The organism is Persicitalea jodogahamensis (assembly GCF_014651615.1).
GTDB classification, from domain to species: domain Bacteria; phylum Bacteroidota; class Bacteroidia; order Cytophagales; family Spirosomataceae; genus Persicitalea; species Persicitalea jodogahamensis.
Genome location: NZ_BMXF01000001.1, coordinates 418,558 through 433,791, shown reverse-complemented (window position 1 = coordinate 433,791; position 15,234 = coordinate 418,558). Strand labels below are relative to the sequence as shown.

The following is a 15,234-nucleotide window of genomic DNA, read 5'->3' as shown; positions in this document are numbered from 1 at the left end:
GACCTTTCAATGACTTCTTCTTTCAAGATAACCAACGGTACGCTTTTAACCCCTCACCGAGCCATTCCGAACGGTACATTAGTGGTAGAAAACGGGTTGATTACGGCTGTTCTGGAGCGCGGAAACGATACGCCTGACCTTCCCGAAATAGACGCTCAGGGAAAGTACGTTTCGCCCGGCTTTGTGGAGTTGCATGTGCACGGCGGCGGCGGTCACGACTTCATGGATGGTACTTTGGAGGCTTTTTTGCAAGTAGCCGAAACCCACGCCCGCTTCGGTACTACAGCGATGTCACCTACCACCTTGACCAGCAGCCAGGAAGCCCTTTACGGGACGCTGGAATTGTATGAGGAAGCTAACAAAGTGAATAAAAAAGGTGCCAAGTTTCTCGGTCTCCATCTGGAAGGCCCGTACTTTGCCATGAGTCAGCGCGGGGCGCAGGACCCGCGTTATATCCGCAACCCCGACCCTACGGAATATCGCGAAATCATCCGCCGGGCTCAGGGCTCCGTCACCCGCTGGAGCATTGCGCCCGAACTACCTGGCGCGCTGGAAATGGGCCGTTTTCTTCGTTCACAAGGTATCATTGCTTCCGTGGCGCACACCGATGCCATTCACGAAGACGTAGTGCTGGCCGCCGAAAATGGCTATTCGCTGATGACGCACCTCTACTCCGGAATGCTCGGCGTGACCCGTCGCGACGCCTTCCGCTACGCCGGAGCGGTGGAAAGTGCGTTCCTGCTGGACGATATGGATGTCGAAATCATCACCGACGGCATTCACCTGCCGCCACCACTTTTGCAGTTAATCTACAAAATAAAAGGTCCCGATCGAATCGCCCTGATCACCGACGCCATGCGGGCCGCTTCTCTGCCGCCCGGCGACAGCATCCTTGGTCCACTAGACAACGGCCTGAAAGTATTGGTGGAAGACGGCGTCGCGAAACTACCCGATCGTACAGCATTCGCCGGGAGCGTCGCTACGGCCGACCGGCTGCTGCGCACGATGACACAGCAAGCCCACGTCCCGCTTCTGGATGCCGTAAAGATGATGACCGCCACGCCCGCCCGGATTATGGGTCAGCAAGATCGCCTCGGCTCATTGACAGTAGGAAAAGCGGCTGATGTGGTTTTATTTGATGAAAATATCGAAATCAGTATGACAATCATTGATGGGAAAGTGGTGTATTCACGGTAGTGATCATACTTCTATTGTGAAAATCAGCTTTTCCAATCATCCATTTTCAATTATCCAATAACAAATAATGCTCAAGAAGATCCTAACACTCTCCGCCCTCATCGCGCTCTCGGCCATGAACCAAGGCTGCAACACCGCCAAAGAAACCACTGACGTGTCTGACAAACTACGGCTGATCGTCCTCGACCCCGGCCATTTTCATGCTGATTTGCTACAAAAAACGGCCTACGATCAGGTAGATTCCGTTGTGTACGTCTACGCGCCCGATGGACCGGAGGTGAAAGCTTACCTGGCAAAGGTCGATCAGTACAATACCCGCGCCGAGTCGCCGACGCATTGGAAGGAGGAAATCTATACCGGGCCGGATTATCTTGAAAAGATGTTGGCCGACAAGCCCGGCAACGTACTGGTGCTGGCTGGCAACAACCAGAAGAAAACCAACTACATCAAAAAAGCCGTGGACGCGGGTCTGAACGTGCTCGCTGACAAGCCGATGGCAATCGATTCCGAAGGCTTCGAATTACTGAAAGAAGCCTTCGATTCTGCCGAGAAGAACAATGTGCTGCTCTACGACATCATGACGGAGCGCTACGAAATCACGAATACGCTGCAAAAGGAACTGGCCCAGCAGGAAGCTCTCTTTGGTGAACTACAGAAAGGGACCACCGAGCAGCCTGCCATCAGCAAGGAGAGCGTCCACCACTTCTCCAAAATCGTATCCGGCAGTCCGCTGGTGCGGCCGGCCTGGTTTTTCGACACCAAGCAGCAGGGCGAAGGCATTGTGGATGTGAACACACACCTGGTGGACCTGATTCAGTGGGCTGCATTCCCTGAGCAAGTAGTGAATCCTTCTGATGTCAATTTGATTTCGGCCAGGCGCTGGACCACCGACCTTACGCCTTCGCAGTTCAAGCAAGTCACCAAGCTGGACACCTACCCCGATTACCTGACCTCATCTTTGAAAGACAGCACATTGAGCGTGTATGCAAACGGCGAAATAAACTATACTCTCAAAGACATTCATGCCCAGGTGAAGGTACTTTGGAACTTCCAGGCTCCCGAAGGTGCCGCCGACACGCACTACTCGATTATGCGGGGGTCCAAGGCTAATCTGATTATTCGCCAGGGAAAGGAGCAGAATTACAAGCCAATGCTTTACATTGAAGCCGTTGGTCAGCAGGAAGGGTACAATGAGGCCATGGAAGCCGCCTTCCAAAAAGTGGAGGCCATGTACCCCGGCATTGAGCTGAAAAAGAATTCGAATGGCTGGCAGGTGATGATTCCCGCCAAGTACGATAATGGCCACGAAGCCCACTTCGGCCAGGTAGCCAGCAAGTACATGGAGTACCTGAAGGACGGAAAACTTCCCGACTGGGAAGTTCCGAACATGATCACGAAATACTACACAACTACCGAGGCGCTGAAGATGGCCAAGTAGGACTCTTTAGATTTTGGATGTTAGATATTGGACTCACGTCCAGTGTCTAACATCCATCATCCAGCGTCCAAAACCCAGCGTTCAAAGTCACTTCTGTTCGTTCAACGCCCAGTTGTAATCCTTATAGGAGATATTGTTGGTCTGCAGGTTGGTCTTGGCGTATTTGTTGATCCAGTCTTTGATCGGCATTTTCTTCTTGAAATCACCACCGTACCAGTCCATGATTTTGGAAACGCTGGCCTTATCCTTGGTTACCTCGTTGAGTCTCGGATTGTTAAGAAATGCGCGTCCCTGGTCGTCGAGCTGTTTGTCGAGCTTATCGGCAGTGTATGCTTCATTGCGTAGTGGGGGGCAGGACATGGCAGCGCACACCACGGCGAAGTGAATACGGGGTTCGTTGAAATCCTTGCGGATTATGCCGTGCTCGATATTGTTCAAATCCATTTTCTTGCCGCCAATCTCAATAAACTTCACGTCCCAGGGGGTGTTGACAAACGGAATTTTGATGGACGAGCCGATGTCCTTGATGCTTTTCAGCGGGTAGTGATCAAGGATGAGTTGCACGGTGTAGGCATTGTAGGCGTTGATCCAGTAGGCCAGCTTTTCTTCTTTGCTCCACTTACTGCCAGGGGCATTGCTGCTGATCAGGTTAAGATACTGTTTCAATTGAGCCTGATCCTTTTTGAATCCCTTATAGTCGACCAGGCCATTACCATTTACATGTTCTTTAAGTAGTTTGTCCCAGATAGTATGTTCGATGGGCGCTGACTTGGAAGTAGGCGCTGAAGTACCGCAGGAAACCATGATGAGTACGGTGGCCAGGGCATAAAATGTGTTTCTAATCTTCATAGGTATTTTAAAAAATTATGGAATTGTTCCTAATAAGTACGTAAATAACGTGCCATTGGTTGCTGGAGGGCACCAGGTAGAGTCCTGAGAGTTAAAATGGTTTAACAATTGCCTTTCACCAATGTTTCAAGTAGTTGACGATCTTGCCTTATATTTACTTACTTGATAGCTACACACAACAAATGCCGCTAGATAATACCGCTGATGATTCGGTTAAATACGCTTTCCTGCGCGGCGGCGGGGAGATGGGCCACCGGATACGCACTATGGACTGGTCCCAGTCTCAGCTGGGAACGCCTGACACCTGGCCGCAGGGGTTGCGGACTACGCTGGGAATCATGCTTAATTCCAGGTTCCCCATGTTTCTGTTTTGGGGCGAGGATCTGCTTTGTTTTTATAACGACGCCTATCGACCCAGCCTTGGCAACGACGGCAAGCACCCGCATGCCCTGGGCCAGCCTGCCACCGAAATATGGTTGGAAATTTGGGACATCATAAAGCCGCTACTCGATCAGGTTCGCCTCACCGGAGAAGCAACATGGAGCGAGGATCAGCTGATCCCCTTTTATCGCAACGGCCGAATCGAAGACATTTACTGGACGTTCAGCTACAGCCCTATTTTCGATGAGTCCGGTCAGGTGGAGGCTGTGTTGACAACCTGTACGGAAACGACTGAAAAAGTCAATACCTTTAAAAAACTGGCCGATAGCAATGACCAATTGCACTTTGCCATAGAGTCGACGGAACTGGGCACCTGGGACTACAACCCGATCACTGGCCAGTTTAAAGCAAATGATCGGTTATTGGAATGGTTTGGACTGCCGACGCAGGAAGAAACCAAGCTCTCGATGGCCTTGGATGCCATTGCCGAAGAAGACCGGGAGCGAGTGGAAAAAGCCATAGCTAATGCGCTGGATATTTCTTCCGGTGGCCGTTACGACACGGAGTATACGATCATTCATAAATTGACCAAGAAAGAAAGAATCGTGCGGGTTCAGGGAAGGGCTTGGTTCGGAAGTGATCAGCAAGTCTATCGCTTCAACGGCACAATGCAGGATATCACCCCGCAGGCACTGGCCCGGATAAAGCTTGAAGCTGAGAAAAAGCTCTTCATGACTCTGCTGGAAACCATACCTAATATGGCTTGGACCACCACCCCCACAGGCGAACCTACCTTCGTCAACCAGCGCTGGTATGACTACACCGGGCAAAATACTGAGGAAACCTATAATGGTGGGTGGGAGAAGGCTACCCATTCCGACGATTTGCCAAATGCGCTCGAAAAAATGGCGCACGCCCTAACAACCGGGCAACCCTACACGACGGAATACCGCCTTAGAAGAGCCGACGGAGCTTACCGCTGGCACCTCGCCCGGGCAACGGCCATTCGGGACGAAGCCGGAGAGATTGTCTCCTGGCTAGGTACGATCACCGATATTCATCAGCAAAAGCAAATACAGGTTCGGCTAGACGAACTCGTCAGGCAGCGCACTCAGCAGCTTGAAGCATCGGTGCAGGAACTACGGCGGTCCAACGAAAACCTGCAGCAGTTCGCCTATGTGGCCAGCCACGACTTGCAGGAACCGCTGCGAAAGATCCAGGCTTTCGGCGATATGCTGAAAAAACGTTACGAAGACCAGCTCGGAGATGGTGCCGACTACCTCAACCGAATGCAGTCGGCGGCCAAACGGATGTCGATACTGATTGATGATTTGCTCACTTACTCACGCATCACCACCCGGCAGCAGGCTACCGGTGATATTTTGCTGGATGGTATAATAAACAATGCGCTGAGTAATCTTGAACTCAGGGTCAGAGATAGCCGGGCCTCAATTATAGCGGAGCCACTGCCCGTGGTGCAGGGTGATGCCAGCCAGCTGACGCAATTGTTCCAAAATTTATTAAGCAATGCGATTAAGTTCCAGAAACCGGACATTGACCCGGTAATTCGCATTAGTACCACCAAGGTGAATGCCGAAGACATTCCCTCCGCTGTTAACCTCGGGCGGGAAGCAAAGGCCTACTACCGCATCGATGTGACGGACAACGGCATCGGTTTCGAAGAAAAATACATTGACCGGATTTTTGAAGTTTTCCAGCGGTTGCACGGCAAGAGCCAGTACAGCGGTACGGGCATCGGCCTTGCCATTTGCAAGAAAGTGGCCGTCAACCACGGTGGGGCCATATCGGCCAGTAGCCGGGTTGGCGAGGGGGCTACTTTCAGCGTGTATTTGCCGGTCTGATTTACTCGATCACCCGGAACAGGCGATTCCAGCGGATTTTATTCCAGACCTGATCAGCTACCGGATCGATGGACATCCAAACAAATACCGCCTTGCCCACGATATGGTCAGCGGGCACGAATCCCCAGAAACGCGAGTCCTCGGAGTTGTGGCGGTTGTCGCCCATCATGAAGTAATAATCCTGCTTAAAAGTGTAAGAAGTGACTACCTGCCCGTCGATACTAATAATGCCGGGGGCCACTTCCACCTTCTTATTAGCCTCATAACGTTTTATAATGGGCCCGTACACGGCAATTGTTTTTTCGTTGATCGGGATAATGGCGCCCTGTTTTGGCACGATCAGCGGCCCGTAGTTATCGCGGTTCCAGTTATAAGCAGCACTGCCGTATGCGCCCGGCTCCGCTACATTGGGCAGCGCGGTAGTCGGTTCTATTCGCTCAATCCATTCCATTTCCCGGAATTGAGCCAATACGGACTGCGTCATGTTGACATTATAGCCAATGGGTACATTGGTTTTGGTGGACTCGTCATAAGCCTCCACAGGCTGCCAATTGATGAAAGGCCCATCGGGTGAGTTGAAGTCATTGACGATGTCGTAGCGGCGAAAGAATCGTTCGTTCAGGTTTTCCTTTGTTTTAACAAAATAAAACGTCTCGGCGCGGGGCGGAGCTGGCATTTCTTTGCCGTTCACGAAAACTACCTCCCGTCCGATTTTGATCTTGTCGCCCGGCGTGCCGATGCAGCGCTTGACATAATAGGTTTTCATGTCGGCAGGATACTCCGTTTCATTTGCCAGGCCGGGCGGGTAGTTGAACACGACCACATCGCCGCTTTTGACTTCCGAAAAACCGGGAGTGCGGTACACGGGCAGCTGAATGGCATCGCTGAACGAGGGGATGTCGGTCCCCCAGATTTTCTGGTGCGTCAAAGGTACTTGCAGGGGTGTGCGGGGCGTGCGGATGCCATAGTGTAGCTTGCTCACAAACAAATAGTCACCCACCATGAGGGTACTTTCCATGGAAGGTGTGGGAATAGCAAATGCCTCGAAAGTCAGAAAACGAATCAGCGTGGCGGCAATGACTGCAAACAGCAGCGAGTCAGCCCACTCGCGGAAGAAAGATTTTTTGGGTTTGGGAGTAGCTGGCTTCTTTTTGAACATGATTTTAAAGAGGATTAGGGTTTGCTAAAATTGAACCAAATATACAATTTTATATATAAAAATCTTTTATATAAATATAAAAGGGCATTTTACTGATTTTGCAAATAAAAAGGCCGGACCATCCATGGTCCGGCCTTGCATAACCTCAGGATCAAGCTTTTAACCTTCGAACAAATCTCCCAAGCCACCCAGTACTGAGCCGCTTTCCTTCTTGGCATTTCCTCCACGAGGCGAGAGACGGTCGATAAGCTTCGAGATCGGCATGGATTGCAGATAAACTTTCCCGGTGCCCCGTAATGTAGCCAGGAACATTCCCTCTCCGCCGAACACCATTGATTTCAGGCCGCCCGCCCGCTGTATGTCGAAGCTGATGCTGGGCTCAAAGCCGACGACGCAGCCCGTGTCCACGCGCAGCATCTCGTTATTGAGCTGCCGCTCCATCATCACGCCACCCGCGTGCACGAACGCCATGCCATCTCCGCGCAGTTTTTGCAGGATGAAGCCCTCGCCACCGAACAAGCCTGAACCGATGCGCTGGTTGAAGTGAATTTTCATGCTCGTTCCCAAGGCCGCGCACAGGAAGCCGTCTTTCTGCACAATGAGTTCGTTGCCGGGAATCAGACGTAGATCAATCGGCATGATCGTACCGGGATAGGGTGCCGCAAAGGCCACCTTTTTTTTACCGTATCCCCGGTTGGTGAAGTGCGTCATGAAGAGCGATTCCCCGGTAATGAGCCGCGTTCCAGCCTGGAAAATCTTCCCCATAATGCTTTGGTTTGGCTCGGAGCCATCGCCCATTTTAGTCTCGAACTGAATGCCATCCTCCATATAAAGCATAGCCCCGGCTTCGGCGATAACGGTCTCGTTGGGGTCAAGCTCGACCTCCACTACCTGAATGTCTTCGCCGATGATTTTATAGTCTATTTCGTGTGATGTCATGGGTATTGTTTAGGTGTTTAGAGTTTACGTGTTTAGGCGGCGCAAGTCTATTTTGGCGCTTTGTTCGCCACGGGGCGCCCCGCTTTGCTCCCTGTCCATCCTTCCCTACTCTTCCTCTTCGGATTTGCTTTTTTTCTTCCGCTTTTTACGGCCGGGGATGTCTTCACGATCCCGGAGTTTTTTGTCATCCACATTTTTATTGAGGAATTCGTTGACGCGGTCCATGTCGAAACTGGTGGTGATTTCACCGAAGGAATTGATCTGGATATCGAAGCCTTCGAGGTCTTTATGCACGCGGGGCTTTTCAGCGTCCGCCTCGTTGGGATCAGATTGTTTTTTCTTGGCCATGGTAGTTAATGGATAGTGAACAATGGATTATGAACCGGGCAACAGTGGCTGACCATTGATTGCTCCTAATGTAAATAACCTTGCCTGGAAAGACAAGGTTATTTGAGTAAATGGTACGTATCGGCCTTTCGCTGGCCTTTTTGGGTGGATAGAAGGGGCGGCCTATAACACCTCCACAGCCCGTCGCAAGCGTCGCACTACTTCCTCTTTTCCAAGAATCTCCATTGTCACCATCAGGTCCGGCCCAGTCCCTGAGCCAGTAACTGCGAGCCGCAGTGCCTGCATGATTTTCCCCATTTTGATGCCCGCGGTTTCCAGGGTCCCGGCCAACACGTGCTTTATATTTTCGGCCACAAACTCGCCATCGTAAGCAGCCAACCCTTCGGCGAAGGCTGAGATACCGCGCTGGGCATCTTCATTCCATTTTTTGGCAACGATTTCCTGGTCATAGCTTTCGGGAGCAGAGAACAGAAAAGCCGATTCGTCCACTATTTCGTGAACAAAATGTACGCGATCCTTAAGCAAGTGAACGATTTGGATCGCTTGTTCGTCGGAGATTTCAATTCCTTTTTTGGCAAAAAGCGGCTGCACCTGTGCGGCCATCGTCAGGTCGTCCTTTTCCTTCAGGTACTGCTGGTTGAACCACATTGCCTTCTGAATGTCGAACTTCGCGCCTGACTTGTGCACGCGCTCAAAACTAAACGCATCGATCAGTGCCTGCATCGAGAAAATCTCCTGCTCGGTTCCGGCATTCCAGCCCAGCAAAGCCAAAAAGTTGGTGGTAGCTTCGGGATAATAGCCCTCTTCGCGGAAGCCTTTGGCGATTTCGCCCGTTTTGGGATCGGTCCATTGCAGCGGAAAAATGGGAAAGCCGCCCAGATCAGCATCGCGCTTGGATAGCTTGCCGTTACCGTCGGGTTTCAGCAGTAGCGGGAGATGCGCAAACTGCGGCATGGTTGCCTCCCAGCCCAGATAACGGTACAGCAGCACGTGCATCGGAGCCGAGGGCAGCCACTCCTCCCCCCGGATCACGTGGGTGATGCCCATCAGGTGGTCATCTACGATATTAGCCAGGTGGTATGTCGGCATTCCGTCAGATTTGAGAAGTACCTTGTCGTCAATCTGTGACGAATGCACCACTACCCAGCCGCGAATCAGGTCGTTAAAGCGAATGTCATCTTTGGGCTGCACCTGCATCCGGATGACGTATGGCTCGCCGCTTTCGAGGCGTTTTTTGGTTTCGGCAATCGGCAATGTCAGCGAATTGGTCATCTGAAGCCGCGTGATGGCATTATACTGTGCGGCGGGTACTTTGGCCTCTTCCAGGCGCTTGCGCATAGCGTCAAGTTCTTCCGGCGTATCAAAAGCATAATAGGCTTTTCCTTCGAATACCAGTTTCTCAGCGTATTCACGATACATTTCCTTTCGCTCCGACTGCCGGTAAGGTGCGTGAGGTCCGCCGACGTTGGGCCCCTCATCAATGGAAATACCCAGCCATGCCAGGGCTTCCAGAATGTAATCTTCGGCGCCGGGCACGTAACGCGCCTGATCGGTATCCTCGATGCGCAGCAGCATCTGGCCGCCCGTCTGCCGGGCAAAAAGGTAATTGTATAGGGCCGTGCGCACACCTCCGGCATGAAGTGGCCCGGTAGGGCTGGGCGCAAATCGTACGCGTACTGTTTTATCTTGCATTGTCAATTGTTCACTGTCTGTCTGTTGTTCATTAAATAACCGCAATCACCGAAATCTCCACGTTCACATCCTTCGGTAGTTTTGCCACCTGCACGGTTTCGCGGGCGGGCGGCTCATTCTCGAAATAGGCTCCATACACTTCGTTAACCAGTGCAAAGTCATCCATCTTTTTCAGAAAAATACTGGATTTGACAATGTGTGCGTAGGTGAGTCCGGCGGCAGTGAGGATATGTCCGATGTTTTCCATAACCTGCCTGGCCTCAGACTTGACATCCCCGGTTTCGGCCTCTTTCAAGGCAATCTGGCCCGAAACATAGAGCATATCATTGATCATGACTGCCTGACTGTACGGCCCGATGGGGGCGGGGGCCTTATCGGTGAATATTATTTTTTTGGGCATAATTTTAGTTGTTTGGATCTTTTTCAGAAGCACAAAACTACCAAATTATGCCACTTCCCGCCCTGATTATTTTCGTAAAGAACCCCATCGAGGGTAAGGTAAAGACCCGGATCGCCAAAACCGTCGGCCACCCAAAAGCCGTCGAAATTTATCGTGAACTACTGGAATATACCTGCCGAACCGCCGACCTGCTTTCTGCCGATAGCTATGCTAAGACGGTGTATTATGGTGACTTCATCAATCACGATGATCTGTGGAACGGGTGGCACAAGGCTCTGCAACCTCAGGATGGAGACCTCGGCGACCGCATGAAGCAGGCATTCCGTGAACAATTTGCGCAGGGGGCTGACAGTGTCGTAATCATCGGCAGCGACTGCCTGGATTTGAAACTCCGGCATTTAGAGACCGCTTTTCAGCAACTCCAGCAGCATGATGTGGTGATTGGCCCATCTACCGACGGGGGCTATTACCTGCTAGGCATGAATCGTTTGTACGAAGAAATCTTCGACGGTATGCCGTGGAGCCAGCCCCATCTTATGGAGCAAACCGAAGCGGCATTGATGAAACACAAGATCAGTTATGACTTGCTGGAGCCTCTTACCGACATCGATGAATGGGAGGACTATTTAAACGCAAAGGGGTAGTTTCTCACCCTCTCCAAATAATTAACCTATAAAACAGGTATTTAATATTAATCCTGTGCATTTCTTATTCTTTCCCTCAAACATATGTTAGTTTATAAATCTATTATATGTTTGGATTATATTATAATATTTCGGTAATTCGGTCCTTTGTAATACAACTAGAATATCATTCTCTGCGCTTTCCGACAATGTTCCACCATCCTCTTCATTACTTAAAGAAGGAAAAACTTCAACCGACCATGTTAACGCAATTACCGATGAAAAGGAAAACCATCGAGAAGGCGGTGGAAATCGCCGCCTCACGGGAAAAGGTTTGGGAAATACTAACCGATGAACGTTTTACGCCGCGCTGGTATGGCGAGTTCAGTTTTGGCGCCAGGCCCAAAACCAATTGGGAAGAAGGTAGTAAGGTGCTGTTTACGGACGTAAGCGGCGGGGGACTTGTGGGGGAAGTACTAGTGAACGAGCCCCCGCTTATGCTCTCAATAGAGTATCAGGGTGTGGTGTTCGGCGGTGAGGAAGATTACACAAGCGAAGAAGCCATGAGCGTGAAGGGAGGCAAAGAGACTTACCTGCTGACCCACAAAGAAGGTGCCACCGAACTGAGCGTAGAAGTTGAAATGGCCGAAGATTCTTTCGATTCTATGACTTTGGCCTGGAAACGGGCAATGGCAAAAATCAAGACCCTAGCCGAGGAGGCTTAGCTTATTCTTTTTGTTTCATAACCAGCGCAGCCCGCTCTACCAATCCCCCGTGGCCGCTTTCCAGCACGAAGAAGTGTTTCTCGGGCAATCGCTCCGACAACAATTTCAACTTGGCAGGCACGATAACAGGATCGTATTTGCCCACAAAAAGCCACACTTCCACTCCATTTCTTTTTAGCTGAGCGTGGAGTTTGGCGATGTTGAAAGACAATTCCCGCAAGCTTACCCAGGAACGGTAAATTCGCCGCCGCTGCTCGGCTGTCCCCATAGCGTAGCGTACGAAGCTCACCATTTTTTCGGGCAGAATTCGTGCTCTCTGCGCCAGATCGGCGGCGGCAAAGAGCGGTTGCGGATTGTCGCTAAGCCGCCGGTACAGCCCGCGCGTGGGTGCAAAGCGAGTGGCTATCCCGAACAGCGGATGATCCACCACACCATCGGGAGCAATGAGAATCAGCCGCTCCAGGTGTTCGGAAAAAGCCTCTGCGGTAGCCAGGGCATAGCGTCCGCCCAGGCTAAAACCTACCACATCGAAGCGGACAATATTTTTTTCCTTAATGAACTTTTGAATCAGGTCTTTCCAAAGCGCCCTGGTCAGCACGTCGGCATCGGAAAAATCATCGCTGCCGCTCACGCCCTTGCTTTGTCCGTGATGAAACAGGTCAAACGCATAAATCGTGTAGTAATGGCCCAAATGCCGGGCGAAGGGCTCGTAGCAGCGACGCCCCGTTTGCCCCACCCCGTGAAAAGCCAGCAGCACGTTCGGCCCGTGGCCGAGGCAGTCGTAGTGCAGTTTCAATGGCGTGGTCGTATGGGTCAAGGGTTAACGGTTAAAGGCCAATAGGTTTTTGAAACGGTCGATAGCTTTCCTCTACACTATTCTTACCCGGAATTTCCGCGTTGCCGTTAACCATTAACCCTTCCTCAATTACGACTCCATAAGATAGGCCTTGATGAAATCATTGAGATCCCCGTTCAGGACGGCATCGGTGTTCGAGGTTTGGTAATCAGTGCGGTGATCCTTCACACGGCGATCGTCAAGGACGTAGCTGCGGATCTGTGACCCCCACTCGATCTTACGCTTCGATGCCTCCACTTCGGCGCGTGCCTCGTTACGCTTTTCCAGTTCGATCTGGTATAGCCTCGATTTCAGAAGCCGCATGGCCACCTCCTTGTTCATCAACTGCGAGCGTTCCTGCTGACAGGCAATGACAATGCCCGAAGGCTTGTGGTGCAGCCGCACGGCGGTCTCGACTTTGTTGACGTTCTGGCCGCCCGCACCGCCGGAGCGATACGTATCCCAGGTAATATCCGCCGGGTTAACATCGATCTCAATGTCGTTGTCGGCCAGCGGGTAAACATACACCGAGGTGAACGACGTATGTCGCCGGGCGTTGGAGTCAAAGGGCGAAATGCGCACCAGGCGGTGCACGCCATTCTCGGATTTGAGGTTGCCGTAGGCATACTCGCCCTCGATTTCAAGCGTCACGGACTTCACGCCCGCTACTTCGCCATCCTGCAAATCGACTTCGCGCACCTTATAGCCGTTTTTCTCAGCCCACATGATGTACATTCGCATCAGCATCGACGCCCAGTCCTGCGACTCGGTACCGCCCGCTCCGGCGTTGATCTCGATCACCGCTGGCAGATCGTCGCCTTCCTCGCCGAGCATCTTACGGAATTCAATCTCCTCCAGCTTTTCGGTGAGCTTGGCGGCTTCGGCGTCCACTTCCTCTTCGGTGGCTTCGTCGGCGTCATAAAACTCCCAGATCACGTCCAGGTCGTCGCGCCGCCGGGCGAGTTCTTCGTAGCCGTTGGTCCAGAATTTCAATCCCCGAATTTCCTTCATCACTTTCTCGGCGCGGGCCGAGTCAGTCCAGAATTCAGGCTGTGCAGTTTGTAGTTCTAATTGTTCGAGTTGGTTTTTGCGATGACCGTAGTCAAAGATACCTCCCCAAGGCCTCTACGCGGCCCTTCAGCTCTTTCAACTGATCCTGAGTCATTTTCTTAAATGGATAATGAGTAGTAAGCAACCGACCGTGAGGTAGTACCCTTTTGCGTCAATTGCTTTCAAAACTGCAAAGATAGTGATTTCTGCCTTGAATATAGGAACTCAGCTCCTTCGGCTTTGCCGCAAAAAAGGCTTATATTTGCGACGTTTTTTTAGCAAAACCTCATACCCCAAACTAACTCAGAAATGGCTCAAACATATGACGTTATTGTGGTAGGCAGCGGTCCCGGTGGTTATCCGGCGGCCATTCGTGCCTCGCAATTAGGATTGAAAGTGGCAATTGTGGAAAAAGAAAGCCTGGGCGGCATCTGCCTCAACTGGGGCTGCATTCCTACAAAAGCTCTGTTGAAAAGTGCACAGGTTTTTGAATATATCAAGCATGCCAAGGACTACGGTATCAACGTCGGCGAGAATTCTGCCGACTTCGGGGCCGTAATTCAGCGAAGCCGGGGCGTAGCCAACGGCATGAGTAAAGGCGTGGCCTTTCTGATGAAGAAAAACAAAATCGACGTCATCATGGGCTACGGGAAAGTGATTCCCGGCAAGAAAGTCGAAGTGACCGACGCCGATGGCAAAAAAACTGAATATGCAGCCAGCAAGGGCGTAATCATTGCTACGGGCGGCCGCGCCCGGGAACTACCCAATATCAAGATCGACGGCACGAAAATCATCGAATACCGCAAGGCCATGAGCCTGGAAAAGCAACCCGAAAGTATGCTCGTGATCGGTTCCGGCGCTATTGGCGTGGAGTTTGCCTTCGTGTACGCCAGCATGGGTACCAAGGTGACGATCGTGGAGTTTCTGCCGACGATGGTTCCTGTGGAGGACGAGGACGTGTCCAAGGAGCTGACGAAGCAGTACAAGAAAATGGGCATCGATATTTACACCAATTCGTCGGTGGAGAAAGTCGATACCAGCGGTAAGCTCTGCAAAGTATCCGTCAAAACGCCAGACGGCCCCAAGACTTTCGAAGCCGAAGTAGTGTTGTCGGCAGCGGGCGTAGTGGCTAACCTCGAAAATATCGGCCTGGAAGAAATGAAGATTGCTACCGAGCGCGGCAAAATCACCGTCAACGAGTGGTACGAAACCAACGTTCCGGGTTACTACGCCATCGGCGACTGTACTCCCGGCCCGGCCCTGGCGCACGTGGCAACGGCGGAAGGTATCATCTGCGCCGAGAAAATTGCCGGCCACAAGACCGAAGCCCTCGACTACAACAATATTCCCGGCTGCACCTACTGCCAGCCCGAAATTGCATCCGTCGGCTTGACCGAAAAGCGGGCCCGCGAGGAAGGCTACGACATCAAAGTCGGTAAATTTCCTTTCATGGCTTCCGGCAAAGCGTCGGCAGCGGGTGCGAAGGAAGGTTTCGTCAAAGTGATTTTCGACGCCAAATACGGCGAGTGGCTGGGTGCGCACATGATCGGCGCCAACGTTACGGAGATGATCGCCGAGGTAGTTGTAGCCCGCAAGCTCGAAACTACCTCGCACGAAATACTGCGCTCGATCCACCCCCACCCCACCATGTCGGAGGCAGTGAAAGGCGCAACGGAAGCAGCATACGGAGAGGCGATCGACCTTTGATTTCTTTCTCTTTTTAGTTAAAAATCCCC

The 15,234-nt window shown here is 51.8% G+C and carries 14 protein-coding genes; 6 read left to right on the top strand and 8 right to left on the bottom strand.

Annotated features, from left to right (window positions below):
* The first annotated feature begins 9 nt into the window (after positions 1-9).
* On the top strand, positions 10-1,197 hold the full coding sequence (gene nagA, locus IE117_RS01865) for an N-acetylglucosamine-6-phosphate deacetylase (protein WP_189562653.1): 1,188 nt from the start codon (positions 10-12) through the stop codon (positions 1,195-1,197).
* Between the two features lie 67 nt (positions 1,198-1,264).
* Positions 1,265-2,635: a putative oxidoreductase C-terminal domain-containing protein gene (locus IE117_RS01860; protein ID WP_189562652.1), complete on the top strand. Its 1,371-nt coding sequence runs from the start codon at positions 1,265-1,267 to the stop codon at positions 2,633-2,635.
* Between the two features lie 87 nt (positions 2,636-2,722).
* On the opposite strand, the gene IE117_RS01855 is transcribed toward IE117_RS01860, so the two are convergent.
* The gene (locus tag IE117_RS01855; protein ID WP_189562651.1) at positions 2,723-3,484 is read right to left on the bottom strand and encodes a DUF547 domain-containing protein; all 762 of its coding nucleotides are present in this window, start codon (positions 3,482-3,484) and stop codon (positions 2,723-2,725) included.
* A 182-nt stretch (positions 3,485-3,666) separates the two neighbouring features.
* On the opposite strand from IE117_RS01855, the gene IE117_RS01850 reads away from it, so the two are divergent.
* On the top strand, positions 3,667-5,727 hold the full coding sequence (locus tag IE117_RS01850; RefSeq protein ID WP_189562650.1) for a PAS domain-containing sensor histidine kinase: 2,061 nt from the start codon (positions 3,667-3,669) through the stop codon (positions 5,725-5,727).
* Position 5,728: 1 nt separating this feature from the next.
* On the opposite strand, the gene lepB is transcribed toward IE117_RS01850, so the two are convergent.
* The 5 genes from lepB to IE117_RS01825 form a co-directional block, all read right to left on the bottom strand.
* Complete coding sequence (gene lepB / locus IE117_RS01845) at positions 5,729-6,886, bottom strand: signal peptidase I (protein ID WP_189562649.1); 1,158 nt, start codon at positions 6,884-6,886, stop codon at positions 5,729-5,731.
* 159 nt (positions 6,887-7,045) lie between these two features.
* Entirely contained in the window at positions 7,046-7,825 is a 780-nt protein-coding gene (locus IE117_RS01840) for a TIGR00266 family protein (protein ID WP_189562648.1), read from the bottom strand.
* 105 nt (positions 7,826-7,930) lie between these two features.
* Positions 7,931-8,173 carry a hypothetical protein gene (locus IE117_RS01835; RefSeq protein WP_189562647.1) on the bottom strand — a complete coding sequence of 81 codons (243 nt, stop codon included), beginning with the start codon at positions 8,171-8,173 and terminating at the stop codon, positions 7,931-7,933.
* 162 nt (positions 8,174-8,335) lie between these two features.
* The gene (gltX, locus tag IE117_RS01830; RefSeq protein ID WP_189562646.1) at positions 8,336-9,865 is read right to left on the bottom strand and encodes a glutamate--tRNA ligase; all 1,530 of its coding nucleotides are present in this window, start codon (positions 9,863-9,865) and stop codon (positions 8,336-8,338) included.
* 31 nt (positions 9,866-9,896) lie between these two features.
* Positions 9,897-10,265, bottom strand: a complete 369-nt coding sequence (locus IE117_RS01825) for a Rid family detoxifying hydrolase (RefSeq protein ID WP_189562645.1) — start codon at positions 10,263-10,265, stop codon at positions 9,897-9,899.
* A gap of 47 nt (positions 10,266-10,312) precedes the next feature.
* On the opposite strand from IE117_RS01825, the gene IE117_RS01820 reads away from it, so the two are divergent.
* Entirely contained in the window at positions 10,313-10,909 is a 597-nt protein-coding gene (locus IE117_RS01820) for a TIGR04282 family arsenosugar biosynthesis glycosyltransferase (RefSeq protein ID WP_189562644.1), read from the top strand.
* A 257-nt stretch (positions 10,910-11,166) separates the two neighbouring features.
* Entirely contained in the window at positions 11,167-11,613 is a 447-nt protein-coding gene (locus tag IE117_RS01815; RefSeq protein ID WP_189562643.1) for an SRPBCC domain-containing protein, read from the top strand.
* A 1-nt stretch (position 11,614) separates the two neighbouring features.
* On the opposite strand, the gene IE117_RS01810 is transcribed toward IE117_RS01815, so the two are convergent.
* A complete protein-coding gene (locus IE117_RS01810; RefSeq protein WP_189562642.1) occupies positions 11,615-12,430 on the bottom strand; it encodes an alpha/beta fold hydrolase in 816 nt (271 codons plus the stop codon).
* A 108-nt stretch (positions 12,431-12,538) separates the two neighbouring features.
* Positions 12,539-13,613, bottom strand: a protein-coding gene (prfB, locus tag IE117_RS01805) for a peptide chain release factor 2 (RefSeq protein ID WP_189562641.1) whose coding sequence is annotated in 2 segments (ribosomal slippage) — positions 12,539-13,552 and positions 13,554-13,613 — 1,074 coding nt in all. Because the reading frame shifts where the segments join, the coding sequence is not laid out codon by codon here.
* A gap of 194 nt (positions 13,614-13,807) precedes the next feature.
* Between prfB and lpdA the strand changes: the two genes are divergently transcribed.
* Positions 13,808-15,205, top strand: a complete 1,398-nt coding sequence (gene lpdA / locus IE117_RS01800) for a dihydrolipoyl dehydrogenase (protein ID WP_189562640.1) — start codon at positions 13,808-13,810, stop codon at positions 15,203-15,205.
* Positions 15,206-15,234 lie beyond the last annotated feature (29 nt).